General features: G+C 44.9%; 23 protein-coding genes. 6 read left to right on the top strand and 17 right to left on the bottom strand.

Annotated elements, in window-relative coordinates; all coding sequences use genetic code 11:
- Positions 1–8: 8 nt before the first annotated feature.
- The gene (gene deoC / locus ABD036_RS16305) at positions 9–785 is read right to left on the bottom strand and encodes a deoxyribose-phosphate aldolase (RefSeq protein WP_343861847.1); all 777 of its coding nucleotides are present in this window, start codon (positions 783–785) and stop codon (positions 9–11) included.
- A gap of 175 nt (positions 786–960) precedes the next feature.
- A complete protein-coding gene (locus ABD036_RS16300; RefSeq protein ID WP_343861845.1) occupies positions 961–1,986 on the bottom strand; it encodes an Acg family FMN-binding oxidoreductase in 1,026 nt (341 codons plus the stop codon).
- 433 nt (positions 1,987–2,419) lie between these two features.
- Between ABD036_RS16300 and nrdG the strand changes: the two genes are divergently transcribed.
- Positions 2,420–2,872 carry an anaerobic ribonucleoside-triphosphate reductase activating protein gene (gene nrdG, locus ABD036_RS16295; RefSeq protein WP_343861843.1) on the top strand — a complete coding sequence of 151 codons (453 nt, stop codon included), beginning with the start codon at positions 2,420–2,422 and terminating at the stop codon, positions 2,870–2,872.
- Between the two features lie 16 nt (positions 2,873–2,888).
- Positions 2,889–4,697, top strand: coding sequence for an anaerobic ribonucleoside-triphosphate reductase (nrdD, locus tag ABD036_RS16290; RefSeq protein WP_343861841.1), 1,809 nt, complete (start codon positions 2,889–2,891; stop codon positions 4,695–4,697).
- Between the two features lie 120 nt (positions 4,698–4,817).
- On the opposite strand, the gene hemN is transcribed toward nrdD, so the two are convergent.
- From hemN to ABD036_RS16260, 6 genes are all read right to left on the bottom strand, one after another.
- A complete protein-coding gene (hemN, locus tag ABD036_RS16285) occupies positions 4,818–6,170 on the bottom strand; it encodes an oxygen-independent coproporphyrinogen III oxidase (protein WP_343861839.1) in 1,353 nt (450 codons plus the stop codon).
- Positions 6,171–6,228: 58 nt separating this feature from the next.
- Entirely contained in the window at positions 6,229–7,023 is a 795-nt protein-coding gene (locus ABD036_RS16280; RefSeq protein WP_343861837.1) for a peptidylprolyl isomerase, read from the bottom strand.
- Between the two features lie 79 nt (positions 7,024–7,102).
- Complete coding sequence (gene narI, locus ABD036_RS16275; protein ID WP_343861835.1) at positions 7,103–7,786, bottom strand: respiratory nitrate reductase subunit gamma; 684 nt, start codon at positions 7,784–7,786, stop codon at positions 7,103–7,105.
- A gap of 2 nt (positions 7,787–7,788) precedes the next feature.
- Positions 7,789–8,529 (bottom strand): nitrate reductase molybdenum cofactor assembly chaperone, encoded by a 741-nt coding sequence (narJ, locus tag ABD036_RS16270; RefSeq protein WP_343861833.1) that lies wholly within the window; start codon positions 8,527–8,529, stop codon positions 7,789–7,791.
- Entirely contained in the window at positions 8,529–10,061 is a 1,533-nt protein-coding gene (narH, locus tag ABD036_RS16265; protein WP_343861831.1) for a nitrate reductase subunit beta, read from the bottom strand. Before narH ends, narJ begins: the two co-directional genes overlap by 1 nt.
- 2 nt (positions 10,062–10,063) lie before the next feature.
- The gene (locus ABD036_RS16260) at positions 10,064–13,852 is read right to left on the bottom strand and encodes a nitrate reductase subunit alpha (RefSeq protein ID WP_343861829.1); all 3,789 of its coding nucleotides are present in this window, start codon (positions 13,850–13,852) and stop codon (positions 10,064–10,066) included.
- Positions 13,853–14,128: 276 nt separating this feature from the next.
- Here ABD036_RS16260 and ABD036_RS16255 point away from each other — a divergent pair, with 276 nt between their 5' ends.
- A complete protein-coding gene (locus ABD036_RS16255) occupies positions 14,129–15,985 on the top strand; it encodes a HAMP domain-containing protein (protein ID WP_343861827.1) in 1,857 nt (618 codons plus the stop codon).
- Between the two features lie 90 nt (positions 15,986–16,075).
- Here ABD036_RS16255 and ABD036_RS16250 read toward each other — a convergent pair whose 3' ends face one another.
- The gene (locus ABD036_RS16250; protein ID WP_343861825.1) at positions 16,076–17,689 is read right to left on the bottom strand and encodes an MFS transporter; all 1,614 of its coding nucleotides are present in this window, start codon (positions 17,687–17,689) and stop codon (positions 16,076–16,078) included.
- 320 nt (positions 17,690–18,009) lie between these two features.
- Between ABD036_RS16250 and narL the strand changes: the two genes are divergently transcribed.
- Genes narL through ABD036_RS16235 form a run of 3 tightly spaced genes read left to right on the top strand, consistent with a single transcriptional unit; the run spans position 18,010 to position 20,278 of the window.
- On the top strand, positions 18,010–18,663 hold the full coding sequence (gene narL / locus ABD036_RS16245) for a two-component system response regulator NarL (RefSeq protein WP_343861823.1): 654 nt from the start codon (positions 18,010–18,012) through the stop codon (positions 18,661–18,663).
- 3 nt (positions 18,664–18,666) lie between these two features.
- A complete protein-coding gene (gene moeA / locus ABD036_RS16240; RefSeq protein WP_343861821.1) occupies positions 18,667–19,902 on the top strand; it encodes a molybdopterin molybdotransferase MoeA in 1,236 nt (411 codons plus the stop codon).
- 1 nt (position 19,903) lies between these two features.
- Positions 19,904–20,278, top strand: a complete 375-nt coding sequence (locus ABD036_RS16235; protein WP_343861819.1) for a YbaN family protein — start codon at positions 19,904–19,906, stop codon at positions 20,276–20,278.
- A 52-nt stretch (positions 20,279–20,330) separates the two neighbouring features.
- On the opposite strand, the gene moaE is transcribed toward ABD036_RS16235, so the two are convergent.
- The 8 genes from moaE to ABD036_RS16195 form a co-directional block, all read right to left on the bottom strand.
- Complete coding sequence (gene moaE / locus ABD036_RS16230) at positions 20,331–20,780, bottom strand: molybdopterin synthase catalytic subunit MoaE (RefSeq protein ID WP_343861817.1); 450 nt, start codon at positions 20,778–20,780, stop codon at positions 20,331–20,333.
- A gap of 2 nt (positions 20,781–20,782) precedes the next feature.
- Positions 20,783–21,028 (bottom strand): molybdopterin converting factor subunit 1, encoded by a 246-nt coding sequence (moaD, locus tag ABD036_RS16225; RefSeq protein WP_343861816.1) that lies wholly within the window; start codon positions 21,026–21,028, stop codon positions 20,783–20,785.
- Positions 21,025–21,510, bottom strand: a complete 486-nt coding sequence (moaC, locus tag ABD036_RS16220; RefSeq protein ID WP_343861961.1) for a cyclic pyranopterin monophosphate synthase MoaC — start codon at positions 21,508–21,510, stop codon at positions 21,025–21,027. Before moaC ends, moaD begins: the two co-directional genes overlap by 4 nt.
- 14 nt (positions 21,511–21,524) lie before the next feature.
- Positions 21,525–22,064, bottom strand: a complete 540-nt coding sequence (moaB, locus tag ABD036_RS16215) for a molybdenum cofactor biosynthesis protein B (protein WP_343861814.1) — start codon at positions 22,062–22,064, stop codon at positions 21,525–21,527.
- The gene (gene mobA, locus ABD036_RS16210; RefSeq protein WP_343861811.1) at positions 22,048–22,644 is read right to left on the bottom strand and encodes a molybdenum cofactor guanylyltransferase; all 597 of its coding nucleotides are present in this window, start codon (positions 22,642–22,644) and stop codon (positions 22,048–22,050) included. The genes moaB and mobA overlap by 17 nt, the downstream gene beginning before the upstream one ends.
- A 1-nt stretch (position 22,645) precedes the next feature.
- Positions 22,646–23,620: a GTP 3',8-cyclase MoaA gene (gene moaA / locus ABD036_RS16205; RefSeq protein WP_343861808.1), complete on the bottom strand. Its 975-nt coding sequence runs from the start codon at positions 23,618–23,620 to the stop codon at positions 22,646–22,648.
- Between the two features lie 280 nt (positions 23,621–23,900).
- On the bottom strand, positions 23,901–25,097 hold the full coding sequence (locus ABD036_RS16200; protein ID WP_343861806.1) for an alginate export family protein: 1,197 nt from the start codon (positions 25,095–25,097) through the stop codon (positions 23,901–23,903).
- A gap of 219 nt (positions 25,098–25,316) precedes the next feature.
- Entirely contained in the window at positions 25,317–26,516 is a 1,200-nt protein-coding gene (locus ABD036_RS16195) for an NnrS family protein (RefSeq protein WP_343861804.1), read from the bottom strand.
- Position 26,517: the final 1 nt, after the last annotated feature.

Below are 26,517 nucleotides of genomic sequence, written 5' to 3'. Positions count from 1 at the left end.
AAAGTCATTCATTTCAACGCTCGTGATGTTAGCGCAGATGTTTGTTCAATATGTGTCATCACATCCATGAGTAATGAACTCGCACCAAATCTGACATGATCGCTATCTATCCAATGATCCCCCATGATTTTTTGCGTTAAGGTTAAATACTCAACTGCTTGTTCATAGGTCTTAACACCGCCGGATATTTTAATGCCGACCTGTTTGTTTCCAGACTCCTTTATCGATTCTAGGATCCAAGTTGCCGCCTCAAGCGTGGCATTCACTGGCACTTTGCCGGTGGAGGTTTTAATAAAATCAGCACCATTGTTAAGAGATAATTGGCATGCTGCTTTGACCAGCTCAGGTGTACCTAGCTCTCCAGATTCAATAATGACTTTAAGTGCTGCTTTTTCAGTACAGGCCTGTTTACACGCACTAAGCATTGTCGTTACTGAATCCACATTGCCCGTTATTAGATCATGATAGGGTAGCACTATGTCGATTTCATCAGCCCCATGTTTGATAGCTAATTGGGTATCTGCCACGACTTTTTTAATAGACTGCTGACCAGAAGGAAAGTTGACAACGGTTGCCACTTTCATCTTTTTACAACCCTTAGCCGCTAGGAAATTTTTGGCAGTTTGTACATAGTTTGGATAAACGCAAACGGCGGCTGTATTGCCATAAGGCGTCATGGCGCTTTGGCAAATTTGGATAACATCTGCGAGTGTTTCATTACCACTCAACGACGTCAGATCAATCAGTGATATGATTTTTTGTGCCAATTCTGTCTCTATTTTCACAACTGCTTTCTCTTGTACACAATATGTTATTTAGCTTGGTTAACAGATTGACACAGTTTTTAAATCGGGATGTTGATTCAGATCACTAAATGGCCACAACTTCTTCAAATGAGCAGCATGAATTCCTAAATCCTCTGAGATAGTATTTAAAAACACGGATTTCATGGAAACTAACTCAAATTATGCAATCATCAACTGGCATACGCGGCGTCCATTGCACTTTTTCGGCTACGCCAATGCGCAGAACTAATTGTGGTTTGGCTTCACAGCTAAATAGTTTTGCTACTTGTTTACGTAATTTTGGCTCTTGGATTGCTTGATTCATAAATGAGGCGGAAAGGCCAACGGTGGTTAATTTTAACAATAGATCAGATAGCAAGCGCCCCGTGTTTATCCAACTTTCCTGACTGTCTGCATCGGTTGAAATCACGGCTAGAATAGGACTGGCAGTGATCACTTTATTTTTGTTGAATATTCCAATTTGCTTGCCGCGATTCAGCCATTTCATGGTTGTTCTTGCTAATGGGGACGGTAGATTTGATGCAAAAAATCCAAACCCAGTCATACCGTCTGGTTTTAACGAGATTGATGATCGCATCCAAGAGGCAAACTCCAGTCGGTACCAAGGTAAGGAGAGTTGGTGCCTGACAGCGAAAGCCGTTAAGGAAGCAAACGCCATCTTTAGTCTTTTATTATGGGTAAACCCAAGCTCTACACCGAGTTCACGAGCACTAGCAAGACATGATTTGGTCACCTCATTGGGAATGATGGCATCAGTAAAAAGTCCCCGATTTGTTTGTCGCTCTTTAATCGCATGGAATAACAATGCATCTTGATCACTGGGTTCATGCCGATCAATCAATTCTATTCTGGCTAAAAAGTCGGATTGATTATCGCTAGGAAAAATTACCTGAGGTTCAAGGGCAAAATACCGTGCAGCCACTTCAATCATCCGCACTGCCGCACCGCAGCTGATTGTTAATTCTCTAAGTTGCGGATCAACGGTAAGGGCCGCTCGAGAAGCATTTTTAATAATTTCAATTCCGTCTGAGTGAAGCCGAAACTTCCATGGTTGAGCGTTGTAGTGGGATGGGGCGAGCACGGCATAGCGTAGTAAAAATCGAAGTTGATCCTCCTTACAGCCAGAATAGGGGAAAAACTCATCGTGAGTTTGCCTCGGTGTAATATATGATTCTGCCATTAGGAATACCGGATCTGAGTTGGAGCAATGATTATATCTGCAATTAGAAGTATCCCTTTGACCTAGATCAACTGAGTTAACTATTTTGCTTGGCACTGGGCACAAACTACATAACCTGGTAGGTGGCTGTCTCGCTATTTTTTGCCATTTGCAGTCAAGATTTAAACATCCTTCCTAAGCTTAAACTTCAATGTCCGAGTGCTAATCTTATCAGCGACATCAGTATCAACGTAAAAGACCAATAACATCACAATCTTTGTGGCCACTTTTTGAACTACCACCGATGGGGTATCTAATGCCCATTTGGTGCGCCTTGTAGCTTGACTCACCCCTCAACGACGAAGATTGTGCTGGATTTACGCACAAATGCTGACTAAGCTAAAAACACAAGATGTAGTATTTATAATTTAACAATTTACTATATAGGGTGTTTGTGCTGAATTTTACCGCCGAGAACATTGTATTTTTAGAAGTGCCAGATGAAGTGTCGCTGGCTTTTACTATTAGTGGCTGTAATTTGAGATGTAAAGGCTGCCATAGTAGTGAGAGTTGGGATCAAAATAACGGGCTTGCTCTTAGTCAGAGTTATTTTTTGCAACGCTTACAAAAATACCAAGGGTTGATCAGTTGCGTGCTTTTTTTAGGTGGCGAATGGCAGCTATCAGCGTTACTTCCGCTGTTGAAAATGGCCAAAAGCAGGCAGCTGCATACCTGCCTATATACAGGTCGTGATGACGTGTCATCGACACTAAAAGACCAATTAACCTATCTAAAGACGGGCCGTTGGCAACAAGAATTTGGTGGCCTGGAAAGTCCGATAACAAACCAACGCCTAATTGATTTACGCACAGGTGATTGTCTCAACCACCGTTTTATCCGCACATAATAACAAGAGAAAAACTATGCAAACGCTAAATTTTCACCAAATTCAGAACAAGCTCAACTTCATTGAAAACTATCTGCATGCAGACAATGCTGCTGATGGTTCTAAGATGGATGCCAACGCCAATGTGACACAAAAAAATATTGCTACTTTAGAAGCGGAGTTGATGAAAGATCACTTTATTCAAGTGAACCGAGCACTGGTCAGTAATAAAATCTCTGAACTTTTTGGGGCTGAACTTGCGGCTGAATACTTGCGCCAAATAGAAGAACACGAGATCTATGTGCATGATGAAACCAGTTTAAAGCCGTATTGTGTATCGCTCACCATGTATCCATTTTTACGTGACGGTTTAACCAAGTTGGGTGGCGAGTCTCAAGCGCCGAAACATTTGGAGTCATTCTGTGGTTGTTTTGTTAATTTTGTATTTGCGGTCAGCAGTCAATTTGCTGGAGCAGTCGCGACCGTAGAGTTTCTCACGTATTTTGATTACTTCGCCAAGAAAGACTTTGGCGATGATTATCTTAATACGCATTCCAAACAAATAGAAAACCATTTGCAACATGTGGTTTACGCGTTGAATCAACCTGCTGCGGCACGCGGTTATCAAAGTGTGTTTTGGAATATTTCTATCTATGATCAACATTACTTTGACAGCATGTTCGGTCAATTTGTGTTTCCGTGTTTCATTAAACCACAGTGGCAATCGGTGGACGCTCTGCAGCGCTTTTTCTTGAACTGGATCAACAATGAACGGGAAAAAGCCATATTAACTTTTCCGGTTATTACGGTAGCGATGTTGACCGAAAATGGACAGTGTAAAGATCTGCAATTTGCCAATGAAATTGCGCAACAATTAGCAGCCGGGAATTCGTTTTTTGTGTACCAATCTGATAACGCAGACTCATTGGCTTCATGCTGCCGTCTTCGCAGTGAAATCAGCGATAATACTTTTTCCTATTCACTCGGTGCTGGTGGCGTTGCCACCGGATCTATCAATGTCATTACCATTAATATGAATCGCTTAGTGCAAGATGGTCGAGATTTGGCGACTGAAATTACGAAAATTCATCGCTACCAAGTCGCCTATCGAAAGTTGATAGAGGAATACAAAGCAGCGGGACTGCTGACGGTTTACGATGCGGGGTTTATTTCACTGGATAAGCAGTTTTTGACTATTGGTATAAACGGTATGGTTGAAGCGGCTGAATCACAAGGGATCTCCGCCAGCAACAATGCCGACTACGTTAATTTTGTGCAGCAACATTTAAAGGTTATTTTTGAGGCGAACAAATCGGCCAAAGCTGAATATAGTTATATGTTCAATACCGAGTTTGTACCGGCCGAAAATCTTGGCGTCAAAAACGCTAAATGGGATAAACAAGATGGCTATTTTGTACCGCGGGATTGTTACAACTCCTATTTTTATGTGGTTGAAGATGAGCAGTGTAATTCGTTAGATAAGTTTCAGTTACATGGCAAGCAACTTTTAGACTACCTTGATGGTGGTTCGGCCCTTCATCTGAATTTGGAAGAAAAGCTAGATCAAGCTGGCTACTTAAATATACTCAATATAGCGGCAAAAACGGGCTGCAATTATTTTTGTGTAAACGTAAAAATAACCATCTGTAATAAGTGCGAAACGATAGACAAACGTACCTTGAGTTGCTGCCCTAGCTGCCACAGTCAAGACATTGACTACGGTACACGTGTCATCGGTTATTTGAAGCGCGTATCGGCTTTCAGTAGCGGCAGACGCATCGAACACAAGTTACGCCATTATCATCGACAATCAAGAGTCAATGCTCCTATGGGTAAAGTAAGTTAAATTAAATTAAATAGAAAGGGCAAATGCTAAATGGTCGAGGTGCAGCTGATGGGCTTGGCCAGTTACAAAAACAACAAAAAGCTAATAATTTAACTGCTATTGGCTTTTTATATATCGATGCTAAACGACTTTAGAGTAACGCTGCTGACCTTGGGTTAGATAAGCATCAAAACAGGCACAAATGCTGCGTACCCACAAACGGCCATTGGCATTGACTGTAATGCGATCTTTGCTAACGGCCACTAATCCATCTTGTATAAAGGGGCTTAATTGTTGGTAGGCAGTGGTAAAGTATTGCCAAAAATCGGCTATCTGCCACTGTTTGGAAAAGGTTAGAATATCGAGCTCAAAATGGCATATCAATTGGCTGATCAACGCAGCGCGAAGCTTGTCATCAACACCTAATCTAAAGCCTCGTTCAACAGGTAAATTGCCTTGGTTTACCGCCTGATAGTACTCAGTTAACGCTTTATGGTTTTGCCATAAAACGCCTTTTACTTGGCTGATACTAGACACACCTAAGCCAATCAAAGCATCCTGTCCTGCGGTGGTATAGCCTTGAAAGTTACGCTGTAATTTGCCCTGTTGTTGCGCTTTGGCTAACGCATCATCAGGTTTAGCAAAATGATCCATGCCAATAAACTGGTAGCCGGCGTCCACAAACGTATTGATCCCCATTTGTTGCAACTGCAATTTCAGTCTGGCGTCAGGCAAGTGGTTATTGTCTAATTTACGTTGTGAAGCAAAACGTTCGGGCAGATGAGCATAGCTAAACAATGAAATTCGATCAGGGCTCAGAGCGACTATTTGTTGTAAGGTTTGCGCAAAACTCTCAGGGCGCTGAAACGGCAAACCATAAATGAGATCTAAGTTCAGTGAGTCGAAGCCTAGTTGACGGCTGAGCTCAATTTGGTGACGGATTAAATCGGTATTTTGTACTCGGTTAATCGCAATTTGAACATTTTCATCGAGATCTTGTACTCCATAACTAACGCGATTAAAGCCTAACTGGCGTAAGTGAATGAGCTTTTCATCACTGCAACTGCGCGGATCGATTTCAATACTGATTTCAGCGTCTTTTTGCAGGTTAAAATATTGTTCAATACACCCCATTAAGCGACTGAGTTGGATTTCGGTCAAAAAGGTTGGCGTGCCGCCACCAAGGTGTAATTGGCTGATGTGTTTTTCACGCACCACCGGTGAATACAGCGCCATCTCTTTGGCTAAGGCGTCAAGATAGATATCTGCTTTATGTTGATGACGGGTTATGACTTTATTACATCCACAGTAATAACAAAGCTTATGACAAAATGGGATATGCACATAAAGACTGAGTTCGTGCGGCCCCTTGTTTAATGTATTCGGGATGTGTTGCTGCTCAAAACTCTCCTGTAACGCCAGGGCAGTAGGGTAGGAGGTATACCGAGGCCCATTAATATTGTATTTACTAATTAACTTCGGATCCCAATGCATATTATGTTTCTTCATAGCTTGATTGTTTAACAGGTCACTTTATTCTTAAAGGGGCGCTTTATTGGACAAGTGGAGAGGCCTCGATATCGAAATGGAACCCTATAATATTGGCGTCACTGACCATGCGGTGTAAGTATTGCGAGATGGCTTTGCGTTGTACCCGATCGTTCAAGTATGTCTGAATTTTTTCTTTTACTAAATCATAGGTCAGGGGCTTTCCTGGAACTTTTCGCGCGATCAGAACTACATGGTAACCATAGCGAGATTCAACCGGTGTCGGCATTAACCCCACATCCGAGGCAAATACCTGTCGTTCAAATTCACTCACGGTTTGACCATTGGAAATCTGACCAAGGCTACCGCCCACCTCTTTAGAAGGGCACACCGAATAGGCTTTGGCCATTTCCACAAAGCTTGCTTGGTTACGGGTGAGTTGGTCAATGATCTTCAATGCCAGGGCGTGTGTTTCGGCTCTGTGTTCAAGATCTTTAGGATCTGCAGCCAACAGTATATGGCTAACTTCAACCAAAGGGGAGGTGGTAAAAGTAGCCGTGTTCGCTTCAAAATAGCGGCGACACTCCTCGTCGGTTGCGTGAGGAATAGCGACTTCTTGATCTAACAGGGCATCCACTAGCGCTGGTTGATCTTCGATTACCGTGCGGTCTGCGTCATTTAACAGTCCTTTCTCTACTGCTTTTTGTGCCAGCAATTCCCCGATAATGAGTGTTTCTGCTGCTTTTATCATCGCTTGCCGGCGTGTCTCTGCCGGATGATATTGAATTTCTGCGTCAATCGCCGCGGCAGGAATAACATGCCCGTTTACGGTGATGCTTGATGTGTTTGTGAGTGACATACTGGTACCTTGATTAATCATTGAGGTGAAAACAATGAGCTTCCTTGCTCAGACTATTTTTGACTTTAGGCTTGACGTTTTAGCCTTTTGAACGCACAACTTGATAGCTTCTACGCACGTACTGAACCGGCACACTCCAAATATGTACAAGTCGGCTAAATGGGAACAGCACAAAGATGGTTATGCCAAGGGTGACATGTAGTTTGTAAACCCAGTGCACCGTACCAATATACTCAACCGCTTCAACTGGGCGGAAAGTAAGCAAATAACGAGACCAGCTCATTAAATTGTGCATCACAGAACCGTCCATGTGCTCAAACGAAATCACAATTGTCACCATGCCCAATATTAATTGCAGGTAAATAAGCAGCAATATGCCGGTATCCATGGCGCTACTATTGGCTTTAATGCGAGGATCAAATAGACGTCGTTTGACTAGCAAGGTCAGTCCAATGAAGCACAGCACACCAAAAAAACCGCCCACACCCATCGCAATGATTTGTTTTACGGCTAGAGAAATTCCCAGCGCATGCCAAATTTCAAAGGGAATGACAAGGCCGGCAAAATGTCCTAGCAATATGGCAATAATGCCAACGTGAAATAAAATGTTGGCTATCCGAAAATTTTTACTGCTGAGCATTTGACTCGAGCCGGTTTTCCAACTGTATTGCTCACGGTCATAACGCAGTAAACTGCCTAAGAAAAAGATCCCGGTCGCAATGTACGGGTAAATACCAAAAAAGAAGGTGTCGAGGTAGTGCATGATTAGCTCCTTAACTCGCCAGTGCTAACAGGGGCATTGGCGGCATCAATAAACTGAATAGGGACGTCTTGGTCGCGACGTTGGGACTCAGACGGTTTGGCAGCATTTGTAGGGCAACCGCCATTGATGGCGTCGCCACCAAAGGTCACCGCTTCTTCTTCCCATACTTTATCTAAGGCTTTTTTGGTATCGTCGCGTTTTTCGTCTTTGACTTGTTCGCGCAGCGCTTGCATGTCTATCTGGGCACCCGATAGGCTAACTAAGGTAGTGAATAAAGCGCTGTAGTTGCAGTTACGTTTTTCTAAACGGACGGCCAATAAGGCGAGAATTGGAGCGATATCTTCTAACCAGCCTTTCGCATTTTGTTCGCCTTGGGTGCTGGCAAATTCAAGAAACAACGGGATGTAGTCTGGAAGCTCGCGTACCCCAATATCCAATCCAGCTGCACGGTATTGTGCGAGTAAATTGACCATAGCTTGTCCGCGATCTCGTGACTCGCCATGCAAGTGCTCATAGATTAATAGCGATAGCGAGCGGCCACGTTCAAACAACCCGTCATAATCTGACTGCCAATCCAACAAACTGTCATTAAAGCGCTGCTCGATAAAGGCCATCAACGCACTTTTGTCGGCTTGCGATAACAGCTTGTCATTAGCGATAAAGTCGACCACGTCATCGCCATGGGCATACAATGTATCGTTAGGATAGTCGATGAGTCGCGATAATAAGGTTAATATTTTCATTAGTCTTGTACCTCCACTGGGATGACCTGACGGACACCTTGTTTTTTGCCGCCAAACAAATCGGTTTCGCTATCGCCACCACTGCAGCCATTACCAAAGGTAAATCCGCAGCCTGATTTCATGTCGTAGGCATCTTCTGCGTAAGCTTTGTGACTAGTGGGAATGACAAAACGGTCTTCATAGTTGGCTAACGCCATGTAGCGATACATGTCTTCAACTTGTGCTACGGTCAATCCGGCTTGCTCTAGGGCGGCCAGATTTTGTTCACCATCTACCTGTTGTGAGCGTTTGAAAATACGCATTGCCATCATACGTTCCAATGCTTTTTCAACCGGAGCTTCATCGCCTGCGGTTAGCATATTGGCCAAATATTTCATCGGAATACGCAACGATTTAAGATCAGGAAATACCCCTTTCATGGGCACTTTACCTGCTTCCACGGCAGTTTGAATTGGGCTAAGTGGCGGAACATACCAAACCATGGGTAAGGTGCGATATTCGGGGTGCAGCGGCAGGGCGACCTTCCAATCCATGGCCATTTTGTAAACCGGTGACGCTTTCGCTGATTCAAGCCAAGCATCAGGGATCCCTTCTTTGCGAGCTGCCTCTTGGACGGCTTCATCGAAGGGGTCTAAGAAGATGTCACATTGGGCCTGATATAAGTCCTTGTCGTTGGGCACTGATGCGGCTTCTTGCACGCGGTCAGCATCGTAAAGCATGACGCCAAGATAGCGAATGCGTCCCACACAGGTTTCTGAGCATACGGTCGGTTGCCCGGCTTCAATTCTGGGATAGCAAAAGATGCATTTTTCAGACTTGCCGGTTTTCCAGTTGTAATAGATTTTTTTGTATGGACAGCCACTCACACACATTCTCCAGCCGCGACATTTGTCTTGATCAATCAATACGATGCCGTCTTCTTCGCGTTTGTAGATCGCGCCAGAAGGACATGAAGCCACACACGCTGGATTAATGCAGTGCTCGCATAAACGCGGTAGATACATCATAAAGGTGTTTTCAAATTCGCCATACATGTCAGCTTGCATTTGATTAAAGTTGGTGTCTTTGCGACGTTTAGAGAACTCGGTGCCGAGAATTTCTTCCCAGTTTGGTCCCCATTCTATTTTTTCCATGCGTTGGCCAGTCAGCAACGAGCGTGGACGCGCCACTGGTTGATGTTTACTTTCGCCCGCTTTGTGCAAGTGCTGATAGTCAAAATCAAAGGGTTCGTAATAATCATCAATACCTGGCAAATCAGGGTTGGCAAAAATGTTAGCAAGGATACGTAGTTTGCCACCTTGTTTAGGGGTTAACTTGCCATTGTTATGGCGAACCCAGCCGCCATTCCATTTTTGCTGATTTTCCCATTCTTTGGGGTAACCTATGCCAGGTTTGGTTTCAACGTTGTTGAACCAGGCATATTCAACACCTTCACGCGAGGTCCAAACGTTTTTACAGGTAACTGAGCAAGTGTGACAACCGATACATTTATCTAGGTTAAGCACCATGCCGATTTGAGCTCGTACTTTCATGATTAGCTCTCCGCCTTTTTGTTGTCATAAGCATTATTAAACTCTTGTGAGCTCTGATCGACACTGTCGTCATCGAGCCAATCGACTTTTGCCATCTTGCGCACTATTACAAATTCATCTCTGTTACAGCCCACAGTACCGTAATAGTTGAAGCCGTAAGATTGTTGAGCGTAGCCGCCAATCATGTGAGTCGGTTTCATCACGCAGCGAGTCACTGAGTTATGAATGCCGCCACGGGTTTTGGTCATCTCTGAGCCTGGAACATTGACGATACGTTCTTGGGCGTGATACATCATGCTGACACCTTCTGGAACCCGTTGTGAGACCACAGCACGGGCAGCAATAGCGCCATTGACATTGAACACTTCAATCCAGTCGTTATCGACAATACCGGCGCGCTGGGCGTCGACTTCTGACATCCACACGATGGGACCACCCCGAGATAGGGTTAGCATCAATAGGTTGTCAGAATAGGTACTGTGGATCCCCCATTTTTGGTGAGGTGTTAAGAAATTAAGCGCAATCTCAACGTTACCGTTAGGATCAGTATTCATAATCGGCTTGACGGTTTTCAAATTGATCGGTGGCTTATACACGCACATGGTTTCGCCAAAATCGCGCATCCACTCATGATCTTGATAAAATTGCTGACGACCGGTGACGGTTCGCCATGGAATATACTCATGCACGTTGGTGTAACCGGCGTTGTAAGACACATGTTCGTCCTCCAGACCAGACCAAGTGGGTGAACTGATGATTTTGCGTGGTTGGGCCTGCACATCGCGGAAGCGGATTTTTTCGTCCTGTTTAGGTAACGCCAGATGAGTATGATCCCGACCCGTTAGCTCGCCGAGTGCTTGCCACGCTTTCACCGCGACTTGACCATTGGTCTCCGGCGCCAATGACAAGATCATTTCAGCCGCATCAATCGCAGATTCAATTTTAGGACGGCCCTTATTCGCACCCTCTTCAAGATGAACATGATTTAATTCGCCAAGGAACTTGACCTCGTCATCGGTATTCCAGCTTATGCCTTTACCGCCATTGCCGAGTTTCTCAAGCAATGGGCCAATGGAGTTAAATCGGGCATAGATATTTGGATAATCACGTTCCACTACCACTAAATTGGGCGCGGTTTTGCCAGGGATAAGATCACATTCGCCTTTCCACCAGGCTTTGACACCAAAAGGCTGAGCGATTTCAGCTGGGGTGTCATGTAAGATGGGGACAGTAACCAGATCCTTTTCAACGCCTAAGTGACCCTCAGCCATTTTAGAGAATGCTTTGGCAACCCCTTTGAAGATCTCCCAGTCAGAACGCGATTCCCAAACAGGATCCACCGCGGCACTTAGCGGGTGAATAAAGGGGTGCATGTCTGAGGTATTCAAGTCATCTTTTTCATACCAAGTGGCTGTTGGCAACACAATGTCTGAATATAGACAAGTGGTAGACATTCTAAAATCCAAGGTAACCAATAAGTCGACTTTACCCTCGGCTGCCTCATCAACCCATTTCACATCCTGTGGCTTCTTACCGCCATCTTCACCTAAATCTTTGCCCATTAAGCCATGTTTAGTGCCTAACAAATGGCGCAGCATATATTCGTGGCCTTTACCCGAAGAGCCTAATAGATTAGAGCGCCAGATAAACATGTTGCGCGGGAAGTTTTTAGGGTTCTCAGGCTCCATACATGCAAAATCCAAATCGCCCGATTTCAACTGTTCAACTGCGTACTCTTGCGGGGTTTTACCAGCCGCTTCGGCATCTCTGCACAGTTGTAATGGGTTCATTCCCAACTGTGGGGCAGAGGGTAACCAGCCCATACGCTCAGCACGTGTGTTGAAGTCAATAATGGAACCGGACCATTTCTCTTTATTTGCCATTGGAGAGATGACTTCGCTCATTTCCAGCTTTTCATAACGCCATTGACTGGAATGGTTGTAGAAGAAAGACGTGCCATTCATATGTCTTGGTGGGCGCTGCCAATCCAAGCCAAATGCCAACGGCTGCCAGCCTGTTTGCGGGCGCAGTTTTTCTTGTCCGACATAGTGGGCCCAACCGCCACCACTTTGGCCAATACAACCACACATCATCAGCATGTTGATCAGGCCACGGTAATTCATGTCCATGTGATACCAGTGATTCATACCGGCTCCGACAATGATCATTGAGCGACCGCGTGTTTTGTTCGCATTGTCGGCAAATTCACGAGCGATTTTGATTACATCAGCACGAGCTACACCGGTAATTTGCTCTTGCCATGCAGGCGTGTAAGGAATGTCATCATCATAAGATGACGCCACATTAGGGTCGTCATAACCGTTATCCACACCATAGTTTGCTAACGTTAAGTCGAAAACGGTGGCGACGTAGACTTCGCTGCCATCGGCAAGCGTAAGCTTTTTGGCCGGAACTTTGCGCGGCAACACATCATCATGTTCGGTATTTTGGAAGTAACCGAATTCATGTTCAGCGCCACCAAAGTAAGGGAAGGCAACGTCAACAATTTCATCATGGTCATGTTTAAGGCTAACGCGCAAGTCAAGATCATTGCCCGACTTCCCGTCTGTTTGAGTGATATTCCATTTACCTTTTTCACCCCAGCGGTAACCGATTGAGCCGGTTGGAGAAACCATTTCGCCATCGGTGTCATTGATAGAAATGGTTTTCCACTCAGGGTTGTTATCTTGGCCTAAGTTGGCTTGCAGATCTGAGGCTCGCAAAAAGCGACCTTGGTGCAGGCTACCATCTTCTGCTTTGTCTAAAATGACCAGTACTGGGAAGTCAGTATAGCGTTTTACGTAATCGCTAAAGTAAGCCGATGGCGTGTCTACGTGGAATTCCTTAAGAATGACATGACCAAACGCCATTGCCAAAGCCGCGTCTGTACCTTGTTTTGGGGCCAGCCATTGGTCGGTCAATTTGGCGACTTCAGAGTAATCTGGGGTAATGCCGATTACTTTAGTGCCTTTGTAGCGTACTTCCGTTAAGAAGTGAGCGTCGGGCGTGCGCGTCTGGGGCACATTAGAACCCCAACAAATAATATAATTAGAGTTATACCAGTCTGCCGATTCCGGCACGTCGGTTTGCTCTCCCCACACCTGTGGAGAAGCGGGTGGTAAATCACAATACCAATCGTAAAAACTCAGGCAATTACCGCCTATTAATGATAAATATCGAGCGCCAGCGGCATAAGACACCATCGACATTGCAGGAATTGGCGAGAAACCGGTGATCCGGTCTGGTCCGTACTCTTTTGCAGTGTAGACATTGGCCGCGGCGATAATTTCGTTGGCCTCACGCCAATCAGCCCGCACAAAACCGCCAAGACCACGTTGTTGCTTGTACTCTTTTGCTTTGGCTGGGTCTTCGACAATGGAGCGCCAAGCGTCGACAGGGTCTTTATGCTGGGCTTTGGCGGCGCGCCATAACTTCACTAAACGCTTGCGGATCTTAGGATATTTTAAGCGGTTAGCACTATAAATATACCAAGAGTAACTCGCACCACGAGGGCAACCTCTAGGTTCGTGATTAGGCAGGTCAGGACGGGTTCGTGGGTAATCCGTTTGCTGGGTTTCCCAAGTCACTAGGCCATCTTTGACATAAATTTTCCAACTGCATGATCCCGTGCAGTTAACGCCATGGGTTGAGCGTACAATCTTATCGTGTTGCCAACGACGGCGATAACCATCTTCCCAATCTCGGTTTTCATTGGTCGTCACGCCATGACCATCTGAAAACGATTCCTCGTTACGTTTGAAAAACTGCAATCTGTCTAAAAAGTGACTCACGCCAGACTCCTTTGTTAATGTGAATGCAGCACGTGTTGGCAACTGCAAATTCAAGCTTTAGAAGGATTAAAGTCGATTAGAGCTGGCGGCACAATAGGCCGATTTAGCGCGGTATTGTTGAGGTTACCTCCTAAGTGGTAGTTGCCGAAATAGGCCTTTTCCTTTGATCTAAAGGCGTCTAGACTACTGGCTACTATCAAATGCAAGAAAATGACTGACTATTACTCTTTGTAGGTATCACCAGAGAGTCATTGATTAAGGTCGCGAGTGCTCAACATGATCAAAAAGTATATTCATTCCACGGTGTTTAAAATAGCGGTCTTAATGTTTTCGGTAAGCTTTCTAGCGATTGTCAGCATGTTTAGTTCGGTATTTATAAGCGATGGGGCACAAAGTGATGCCTTAGCCTTGAATGTTGCCGGTTCCTTGCGGATGCAAAGTTATCGTTTAGCCAGTCAAGCACAAGCGATCAATGAATCAAATAACGACAAAGCTGAGTTTCAGCAATTATTGCAAAGTTTCGAAACCAGCCTGACCACTGGCGTATTGATGAATCAACAATCGTTGAGTAATTCTGCACAATTAACTGCACAGCACGCACAGATAAAACGCGATTGGTTTGATTCAATTAAACCGATGCTTGTTGAATTTGTTGCCAGTCCAGCGGCTGATGCACAAGTGTTGAATGGTGCTATTCAACAATTTGTTGAGAATATTGATGGATTGGTTAGCTCTTACCAACAACATGCTGAAAGCAATATTGCGACAATCCGCTTGATCCAGAGTTTAGCTTTGTTTAGCACCTTGATTTTGATTGCTCTGGCTATGATGCTGGTTAATCGTCACATCGAACAGCCGCTGTCAAAATTAACTAAAGTGGCAAGACAGCTTGGTCGCGGTGACTTTACGGTACGCGCCGATGAATCGGGTAAAGACGAACTCGCCATTTTAGCGAAGACCTTTAACAAAATGAGCGAGTCAATCTATCGTTCACAATCGCAACTCGAAGAACAAGTTAAACGCAAAACCCAAAAATTATCGCGTATCAATCAATCATTGGAATTGTTGTTTAAAGTGTCTCGCAAACTCAATGAAATGGATCCGTCTTCTGTCGATTTCAAACCAGTTTTAAGTGATTTAGCCAAGGTCACTGGGATCAAAGATCTGGATTTATGCGTGATGACCGCACAAGGTGTAGGCCCCTACGAACACTTAGTGACCAGCGACAAAGCGATGCCTGAAAAATGCGTTCAACAACAATGTGGGGATTGTACAGAACACAATGATGTGTTTCCGCCTAGTAGCAATCAAATGCGTTATCAATTGGCACTAGGGGGCGAAAATTATGGTGTGTTGGTCGTTCACCCAGAAGACAATACGCCTTTGGAAGAATGGCAGCACCAGTTATTTGAATCGATCGCTGAACAGGTGGCCAACGGACTGAGCATGAAGCATCAACATGACCAAAACCGGCGAATGGCATTGATGAATGAACGCACTGTGATAGCGCGTGAATTGCATGATTCACTAGCGCAAGCGCTATCCTATTTGAAAATTCAAGTAACCCGTTTGCAGCGACTGCATAAAAAAGACAATGTCGAAGAACAAATAGATGAAGTCGTAGGTGAGCTTAAAAATGGCTTAGGTGCAGCCTATAGCGAATTGCGCGAACTACTGACCACCTTTAGGTTAAAACTCGATGGCCAAGGCATTAAAGCGGCACTGGAACAGACCATCTCACAATTACTGACCCGCAATGATGATTTTCAATTTGAACTGGATTATCGAGTCGATAATGTGCCGTTTTCTCCTCAAGAAGAAATTCATTTGCTGCAAATTGCGCGAGAAGCGACACAGAATGCGTTTTACCATTCAAAAGGCGATAAGATAGTCATTGAGTTGGAAAATACCGCACAATCGGAAGTGATATTGACCATCAGCGACAATGGTGTTGGTATACCAGAGGATCCAAATAAACTTAATCATTATGGCTTGGCGATTATGCAAGAGCGTAGTCGCAATTTACATGGTGATTTGACCATTGGGCGCAATGGTGCGCGCGGCACTAAGGTGCAGTTTAGTTTTTTACCAGAATACGCCAAACAACTAGAACTAAAAGCAGTAAGCGCCTAGGTAGCGGCCACTTCTCTGAGGAGCTGATTAGTAAAAATAAAAAAAGGTGCGAGTAATCGCACCTTTTTGTTTAGTCTGATTAAACCGCGTTTACGGATTGTAAAACTCGCCATCTTTGCGCAGGTAGAACCAATAGTTTATCAAGATGCACACGCCATAAAATACCGCAAAGCCTATCAGCGCGGTCTCTGGAGTAGTCGCCTTGATTTGTTCCCCTAACACTTGCGGAATATAAAAGGCGCCATAGGCTGCTACTGCGGATGTCCATCCCAAAACTGGCCCAGCTTGTTCTTTGGGAAAGACCATGGCGATCGTTCTAAAGGTCGAACCGTTGCCAATTCCTGTGGCGGCAAACAACAACAAGAATAATACGAAGAACTGCACAAAATACTCTTCGGGTGTTGCCGATTGATAGGCGGCTTTCATATAGTAAGCAACCCCTAATGCGCACCCAATCATCACAACAGAGCAAACTTGGGTCACTTTGGCTCCACCAAATTTATCGGCAATCCAGCCACCCACTGGGCGTATCAATGCTCCAATGAATGGACCCATCCATGCATACATAAGCGCACTGGGTCCATTAGCGTTTATTGTATTGTGGGTCATGCTGCCATCTACCATGATATGGCTATAACCAAAGATTACTTTGATGGCTAACGGAAAGGACGCAGCAAAGCCAATAAATGAGCCGAACGTCATGGTATATATGACGCTCATGGCCCAGGTGTGTTTATTGTTGAATATTTGATATTGGCGCGTCAGACTCTGTCCAATTGATCCAGGTAACATTTTTAGGATCACGACAGTAACGGCGACAACCAGCACTAACACCACTTCTTTGGGGATACCAAAACCAGAACCATTGGCCGATTCAGGCAGCATTAACCACAAGCCAAAGGCCGCCACAGACAGCCCGATTGTAAGCATTACGGTTATCAAGGCAAAGGACACCAGTGGATTACCAATTTGGGGGGATACGTCTTCAGTACAGATGTTATTCATACCAAACCACGTTAGGAAAAGCAGAGGAACCAACAGCAGCATCCACACAAAACCTGCATTAGATATGTAACTTGCGGTCCCTGCTGGGATTTTACCTATCAAAGTACCAGAGGCATTGACCAACACCATGGGATCGCCGCTGAGCGCACCAAATGCCGCAAAAGTCATGAACAAGGGGACAATTATTTGCATGCTTGTCACCCCGAAATTGCCTAAGCCAGCATTCAAGCCCAGTGCCAGTCCTTGTTGTTTTTTCGGGAAAAAGAAGCTGATATTTGACATTGAAGAGGCAAAGTTTCCGCCGCCGATGCCAGATAGTAACGCGAGTAATTGAAATTGCCACAGCGGCGTGTCAGGACTTTGTAGCGCAAATCCAGTGCCGACGGCCGGCAGCATTAACAGCGCGGTGGTAAAAAAAATGGTGTTGCGTCCGCCGCATAAGCGGATAAAGAAACTACTGGGGATCCTAAGGGTCGCACCGGTGAGTCCGGCTATCGCCATTAAGGTAAATAATTCCGCTTTTTCAAATGGAAAGCCGAGGTTTAACATTTGAACCGTGATGACGCCCCAATATAACCAAATTGCAAATCCTGCTAGCAAACTTGGAATCGATATCCACAGATTACGATTGGCGATTTTTTTACCTTCTTTTTCCCAGTATTCACTGTCTTCTGGGTCCCATTTATGTAGATCCGACATAATGCTTTCTCCATCAAAGAGCAACTTTAGATTGTCCACACTATGGATTAGCCAATAGAGGTGAGCAATCTGCATCAATAGGTAGAGAAGTGATATTTTGGAGGAATAAAAAAGCCTTTTATATCCGCGCTCTAACACAGGTTAGGTAGCTTTATCCTGTTGTAAACGAATAAAATTAAGGCTTCAGCTATTTTATTCGGCCTACCCATAAAGGAGTAGGTGAGTTACCCCAACTAATTTTTTGATAGGCGTGGAGTTGCTGTATAGTTCGAATTAGACAGCGTTGTAGTCGAGATATTTGCAAAACGGAGAACTCATTCATGTTTCAGGATACGCCCGCAACCATCATGATGGTCGACGATCACCCATTATTGCGTAAAGGGTTAAATCAGCTCATCGAATTCGAAGATGATTTAAAGGTTATCGGAGAGGCCAGCTCTGGCCAAGAGGCTATCAAGTTGGCGTTAGAACTGGATCCTGATCTCATAACCTTGGATCTGAACATGCAAGGTATGGATGGTTTGGAAACCCTGAAACACTTGCGTGATAAAGGTGTGGCGGCTCGGATCATCATGTTGACAGTATCTGATAACGATGAAGACGTGGTGGAAGCAATTCGCTTAGGTGCTGATGGCTATTTATTAAAGGATATGGATCCAGAGGAGATCATCGATAAACTGCGTGAGGCTGCGTTAGGTAAAATGGTGATGAGTGCCAAGCTCACTGAAGTGTTAGCCACGGCCTTACGTAAACCGGAACGAACCAGTAATCGCGCGCTAGCCAGCTTGACCAGTCGTGAGCACGAAATTTTAAAACTCATTGCTAAAGGTATGAGTAACAAACTCATCGCCCGTGAGCTAGATATTTCAGACGGCACCGTCAAAGTGCATGTAAAACACTTTCTAAAAAAGCTTAATTTACGCTCCAGAGTCGAGGCCGCCGTGTGGATGGTGCATCATCAAAAAGGAGGATAGCTGATGCAGTGTGGATGTGATGCGCCGGGTTTAATGCCCATTGAGCAAGCTAAACAAATCATATGGCAGACCATCAAGCCAGTCACAGAAACACAACTATGTGCACTTAATTGTGCATTAGATCGGATTGTCGCGAGCGACATTATTTCTCCCATCAATGTTCCAGCTTTTGACAATTCAGCAATGGATGGATACGCACTAAGGTATCAAGATCTGGACAAATCAAAGACCTTCAAACAGGTTGGTAAGAGCTTTGCGGGTAAGCCGTTTTCAGGAGCACTGGGTGAAGGCGAATGTGTACGCATCATGACGGGCGCGGAAATTCCAGATGGTGCGAATACCGTGGTGATGCAGGAAAACACACAAGCTGTTGGTAGCACTATCAGCATCCTTGGAGAGGTTAAGCTAGGTGAAGCGATTCGACCTGCTGGTGGCGATATAAGCCAAGGTAGTATCTTACTCAAAGCCGGTAAACGTATTACGGCAATTGATATCGGATTACTCGCATCAGTGGGTTTAGCCCAACTCAATGTGTATCGTAAAATTAAAGTGGCAGTTTTTTCTACCGGAGACGAATTATTGGTAGCAGGTAAACAACCGCAACCGGGACATATATATGATAGTAATGGTCCAATGCTCGTTGCCATGCTCAACCGCCTAGACGCCGAAGTATTAGATTTAGGGATCATCGTTGATGATCGTCAATCTATTGCCAACGCCTTTAAACAAGCCGCCGAGTTTGCTGATTGCGTGATCACCTCAGGGGGCGTATCCGTGGGTGAAGCTGACTATACCCGCGACATTTTGACTGAAACCGGACAAGTGGACTTTTGGAAGTTGGCTATCAAACCCGGTAAACCATTGGCGTTTGGGCGACTCGGGAAATGCATTTTCTTCGGCTTACCGGGCAATCCCGTCTCAGCAGCTGTGACCTTTGAACAAATTGCCGCGCCCGCGTTATTGCTCTTAGCAGGAGGCGATGTGCAACCATCACTGGCGCTTACCGCCAAAACCCGTGATGGTTTTCGCAAGAAACCAGGTAGAACCGATTTTCAACGGGCTTATTGTCATACTGATAAGAACGGACAGTTATGGGTTGAGTCTTTAGGCTCACAAAGCTCAGGGGTGTTGTCAGGCTTCTCTACCAGCAATTGCTATGCGGTACTTGAGAATCAAAGGGGCAGGGTGGTCGCAGGTGAGCAGGTATCTATTAGCTTGTTTGATCGAATTTTAACCTAACATGCTCAAACATATACAACGCACCTTATACCTGTCTCTTGGATGGCTTTTTGTGGTGCTTGGCGTTGTCGGTATTGCGCTGCCACTGCTGCCAACGACTCCGTTTTTATTGCTAGCGGCATTTTGCTTTTCAAAAAGCTCGGTCTATTTACATAATCAATTATTGTCTAATCCGTATTTGGGGCCGATTATTTTAGATTGGGAGAAACACGGAGTCATTCGCTTAAAAACAAAGTGTATCGCGACCTCAACCATGCTGATCCTGATTGCTTATCCGATGATATTTATCATCCAACATAACGCAATCAGAGCCATTATAGGCATTACCATAGCGGCCGTTTTGGGATTTATTTGGACTAGACCATCGACGTCTTAACAAGAGATTTACGCGAAGCTTCGTTTTTTCGCAATCCAATAATCAATCCTAATTAACCAAACCAGCGTGTCATGGCTTCAGTATCCGATGTGTTGCTTTTAACCCACTTCATGCCCGTTGGCGTGCCTTCTTGTTTCCAAAATGGCGCGCTGGTCTTGAGATAGTCGATAATAAATTCACAGGCATTGAATGCATCTTTTCGATGCTTGGCGGAGACACCGACAAACACGATTTGCTCCGTTGCTGCGATTGGGCCAATGCGATGAATCACTTTAACTTGCCCCAGTTGCCAGCGATTTCTGGCCTCTGAGCAAATACTCATTAGCGACTTTTCGGTCATTCCAGGGTAGTGCTCTATATCAATAATTGACACCGACCCATCTTGATTAAAATCGCGCACCAACCCAGTAAATGTCACTATCGCGCCATCACTGTCAGCGTTATCTCGAAGTTGGTTATACTCGCTGCAGTGATCGAAATCTTGCTTTTGAATGCTGATCATGTCTAGCCTCCTGTGACAGGGGGGAAAAAGGCAATTTCGTCACCGTCATTAACTTTGGACTCTGGCCCGCACAAGGTTTGATTGACTGCGCACAATACCTCTTGTTCCGCTAGCACTTGCCACTGAGCTCCTTTACTGACAAGTTGTTGTTTAATCTCAGCGACGGTTTTTTCTCCTGCATACTCAAAGTTCAGTGTCGCAAGGCCAATTCGCTCCCGTAACATTGCAAAAAATTTAATTTGTATCATGTCTTTGTCCTCTGCCAATCTCCTGTTTTTCCACCTTTTTTTTCTAACACGCGAATCGAGTGGATTGTCATCGAAGGGTCGAGTGCCTTGCACATATCAAATATGGTCAATGCGGCAACTGAAACCCCAGTAAGGGCCTCCATTTCAATGCCTGTATTGCCTTTAAGTTTGCATAAACAGGTGATGGAAACTTGGCTTTCTATGACATCAAGCTCGAAATCTATCTGCACTTTTGTTAATAACAGCGGGTGGCACAAGGGGATGAGATCGGCACATTTCTTGGCCGCTTGAATACCGGCGATTCTGGCAACACTGAGCACATCGCCCTTTATCAGTTGATTTTTTTGAATTTGTACTAACACCTCAGAGGAGACCGAAACAGCACCTTGAGCAATAGCTTGTCTCATAGTCTCTTGCTTGAGTGTAACGTCAACCATGTTGGCTTTACCTGATTCATCAACATGACTCAAACCCGTATGCATCGCGTTAGCAGCACTCACGGCTGGCGACTCGTGCACGGAGATGAGCTAGTTAAGTGTGGGGTAAAATTACAAGGGCCTTGAGCACCATTTAACTGTGCTTGAATAATGCCTGTCCACGCTGTTTTGCATGCTCCAGTTGATCCAGGAAGGCAAAAAATAACCGTGCCATTTGCCAGTCCAGCTATGGCTCTGGATTGAATTGTTGAGGTGCCGATTTCCTGATAGGAAAGAAACCTAAACAGCTCGCCAAATCCTTCAACTTCTTTATCAAATAGCGGAGTAAGTGCCTCAGGCGTCGAATCACGCTGTGTAAAGCCAGTTCCCCCCGTAATCAGGACTGCCTGTATGTTTGGATCAGCGATATAACCCGACACTAATGCCCTGATTTGGTAAATATCATCAATAACAATGTCTCGATGGGTGACTTGATGACCAGCATCAGTGGCGCTGGTGGCCAGATAAAGACCAGAAGTATCGGTCTTTTTATCTCGGGTATCAGACACGGTCAGTACCGCGATTGATAACGCCTCAAATACTTTATCTGAATGACTCATGTGATCCCTGATTAATTAAGTTTACTTGGTTATGAGGTATAAGTTGCAAGGCGCTGTGCCACTGCTCTGGAGTATTGGTATTTAGCAGCTGAGACGGCTCTGTGACGGCTATTTCGGTCAGTGGGAAATGTTCACACAGCCGCTCTACTGAAAAGGATTGTGTGCAGCGTAGGGTGTAATCAATCGCTTGTCTAAAACGAGCAGAATTATGCACATATAACGGTAGGTTGTGATTAGCAAATCGAACGTTGCGGCACTCGGTCATGCCCGTATCTATTAGGCTCTGAATTGCACTTACACTGATCAACGGTAAATCGACCGGTAGCACAATCAAATCGGAGTAAGGAAAGCGCATGGCGACGCTATGGATCCCTGACAGAGGACCTTTGTTCGGCAGGATGTCGCTAATATAGTCTTTGTTGCGACCGTTTCTGCTGATCTCAACCTTGGTGACCGTGGTTTGCTTGAGCACTTGCACGGCACGCTCCAACATCGACTGCTGTGCAATTTCTAATAATGCTTTATCGGTGCCCATACGTCGAGAGGCGCCCCCAGATAGAACTACGCCTATGATACTCATATTAACCACCTAACATCGCAAGTTGCTTAGTCGCGCCTGTATAACCTTCACTGAGGTAGTGGGTAGCGCGCTTATCCTGTAAATGCGCGATAATAGCCTCACAGACTTGCTCAACATCTTCACTGGCCAGTAAATGGCGAATGTCTAAGCCTTGTTCAGCAAATAAACAAAGGTGCAGTTTGCCCTGAGATGACACCCTAAGGCGGTTGCACGAGTCACAAAAATCTTTGCTGTAAGGCATGATCAGGCCGATATTACCTTGATAATCGGGGTGGCTAAATTCTTGAGCTGGACCGGCATCTTTGCTGCGCATGATGCGCTGCCAACCCTGGTTAATTAAAATCGATTTCAACTGATTACCCGGCACATGGTTGTCAGCAAAAAATGTAGTATTGTCACCGGTCTGCATTAATTCAATAAATCGCCATGTCACAGCATGGTGTTTTAAATAATCAAAAAAACCACCCAACTCTTTGTAGTTAAACTGCTTGAGTAAAACCGTGTTGAATTTGACACTGTGCATACCAGCACTAATGGCTTTGTCGATGCCCGCTAAAATATCTTCTAGCTTTTCTTTGCCCGTGATCGCGGCAAACATTCTAGTATCTAAGCTATCGGCGCTGACATTGATCGCATCGAGTCCTGCCTGAGTGTACTTTTTGATGTCACGATTTAATAAAAAGCCGTTGGTTGTTAGGGCAACTTTTTCAATTCCGGGAGTTTGTTTACAAAGTGTAATGATGTCCGTTAAGTCTTTTCTAAGAGCAGGCTCACCACCGGTAATGCGGATTTTGGTTGTGCCCATGGCCGCGAATGCACTGACCAAGGTTTTGATTTCAGTTAACGATAATCCGCCCTTTGGCGTATCGCAGTCGTTACCATTTGGCAGACAATAGTTGCAACGGAAGTTACACATTTCCGTGATGGAAAGTCGCAAGTAATTGAACCGTCTTCCAAAAGTATCTTGTAACTGCACTTTTTCACCTTTTCAGTTTGAGCGAATTAACCCTTGATAAGTCGGTTTCTTAGGTTGAATAGCGGGTCTTTTAAATATTTCGGACAGGTTCCTATGCGGAGAATCACGAAATTCGACGCTGCATGTCTGTTAATCCAGTAGACTTAATTGTGAACCATAGTGCTGTTTTTTGTTATTGCGCTTAGGGGTTACCTCTAAGTGAGTAGGTGCAACGAGCTGAGATGATGGCAAAAACCGCCGGTCTAATTATTCCTAAGACCGGCGATAAAGTGTGGTTAACCTAAAACTTGAAGGTAAGCATGCCCCACAGCTTATTGGTATCGACAGAAAATCCATCGGCGCTGTAATTGGCGTATTTAATCAGTAGTCCAACTTTGTCATATAGCGGATAGTTGGCAACTAAGTTAATTTCACTGCCATAGTGAATAGCGCCGACATCCGAATCAAGCTTATGCCAAATGGCGGACAGGCCTAGTTTACCTAACTTTCCCGATGCCTTGAGGTAGAGATCATTGACGCCATTGGCTGGCGTATTTAAGAATTTGTCAGTGAAACCTTGAAATTTATGTAAGGTTGCCAGAGGGGTAGTAAAACCCTGTCCATTGTCACTGCCAAGCGACGCATAACCGATGGCAATGTTTACCTCAGTAAGCTTGGCGCTAACTTCAAAAGAGAGATAGTCAGTAGAAAACACGGTGGGATTGTCACCTGTGTCGGATTGTCTGGCATAGGATGCAAGTATGTTGAGACCTGAAATATTGCCTTCATAACGGGTACCAATGGTTCTTGTCGAAATCGCATTGGCGGTTTCGAAGTCTAATTCGTAAATGAAACCCGTGATCTTGTGCTGTTCGTCTATGGCATATTTGATATTGAAAAGATGTAAATTACCGCCCAAATCGGAATTTACACTATTAGGTCCAAAGATGCGATTGACATTGTAAACGTAGCTGTATTCGGCGCTTAGCCCCGATTCACTGTTATATTGCAGTCGGTAACCGTCGTAGGTTTGTTCGTTTTGCCGCCATCCCACACCACCAACAAATCGTTGATCGTTGTGATTGATTTGTTGACGACCGGCGGTAAAGAGCAAATTGTCAGTTTTATAGCCGATAAACGCTTGATTTAAGTCTGTATCTGTTGGATCAGCGACGACAGGATATTGCACATGACCATTGACTGTACTGTTATAATTCTCATTGCCAATGGCAGTCACATTATCCACTTCAACTTGCCCAAAAAAACCGTTAATACTGGCGCTTTTGTAGCCCAAACGAGTCAGCAGCGTCGAGGCATTAGCCGTTTTATCAATGTTATCTTGATCGACTCTTTCATAGCGATAGCGCAGCATGAGATTAGTTTGCCCGTCTTTAAGTGCTTGTTGGACATCTTTAAATCCATCAGCCTGCGCACAGGGAGATAGTGTAAGTCCAGTCGTTAAAGCGGTAGTGATAGCGAGTGCGATAGGGGTTTTCATGGTGTCTTCCTACGTTGACTATTTGCCAGTATTGTAAGCTTTTCAAGGCAAAAAACACTTATAAAACAGTGGTATACCCATTATTAGATGGAGTGTGTAAAAAAGGGTTAGGGGAACTACTACCTAAGGGGCATTCGAAACGTACAATCGGAGATACCGCGAATGATCGTTTCATCGGAGTTTCAATATTGTTTTAGTGAAACTCCCACTCATTTCTTATTAGCCTGGTCGACCGTCGACACGTGGAGCACTGAGTATTGGCAAGTAACATGCGATAAAGCAGGCAAAGGTTACACACCAAAGTCCAGCGGAGAGGATCCACAGTTCCACACTGTATTGTGGCCAAAAGGCAACTAACACACTGCGAACATAAGCCGCTAAAATGATGGCAATGAACGCCAACTGCATTGTTCTGCCGACCTCTAGTACTCTGCCCGTATGGCCAAGGGAAACACGTGACGTCATCGCTACTATCATGCCGCCAATGGCACCTACCGTAATACTATGCAAAGCGGTACTTAAACTGAGCAAACCAAACAGAAAGTGCAATCCTAGCAAGGTCAATCCAACGGGAATAAATAACATCGAAAAGTGCAATGACCAGACTAATGGGGCGTTCAATGTGACCCATGGGCGCCAGCGAAATTGGCGAATGAGGTTTAGTAGGGCACTTATCAAACATAAACAACCCAGTACTACGGAGAATCGTGTGAAGCCGCTCAGAAAAAATACCAATAACACAATTAAACTGACAAGTGACGAAGCTTCCAGCCATTTAATCGGCATTACTTTTGGTGTTTGAGTGCCATTCGCGGTGAACATTGGGATTACACGTCCACCTAAAAAGGCCACTAAAAAGGTGGTTAACAGCACCATGCTATGCATGCCTTGCGCAGATAAAGAGGCTGAATAGCCAAATTGTGGTAAATAAGTAAGTGCATTTGCCACTGTCATCAACAGCAACACGGGTATAAATATCATGTTGCGATATTGCTTAATCTTGATAATGGGGGCAGCTAAGAAATAGGCCGTAAGGGGTAAAAAAGCTAAATCTATCGCCATAATAATCGCAATTGAAAGATTTGGGCTAGCTAATAACAGGATCCTAGCGGTTAACCAGACCAGCAATAAACCAAACAGCTTTGTTCCTTTTATACTGGGAATACTCGTCCAAGTTTGTACCGCCGTTAACAAAAAACCAGCGACAATGGCGGGAACAAAACCAAAGAGCATTTCATGACTGTGCCACCATGTTGCGCCGTTGAATGGCGACAATTCAATGGTGCCAGTTAAAAGCAACACCCAGCAACTCATCGCGACTAGCGCAAAAACACTGCCGAACAGGAAAAACGGGCGGAAGCCAAGTCGTAAAATAGGCGTGATTGCTTGTTCTTGTTGCAGGTCAGTTATATTTAACATC

It is taken from the genome of Aliiglaciecola litoralis (assembly GCF_039523355.1).
GTDB classification, from domain to species: domain Bacteria; phylum Pseudomonadota; class Gammaproteobacteria; order Enterobacterales; family Alteromonadaceae; genus Aliiglaciecola; species Aliiglaciecola litoralis.
Note: the sequence above shows the minus strand (reverse complement) of the source record. Positions and strands in the feature narration are given on the sequence as shown.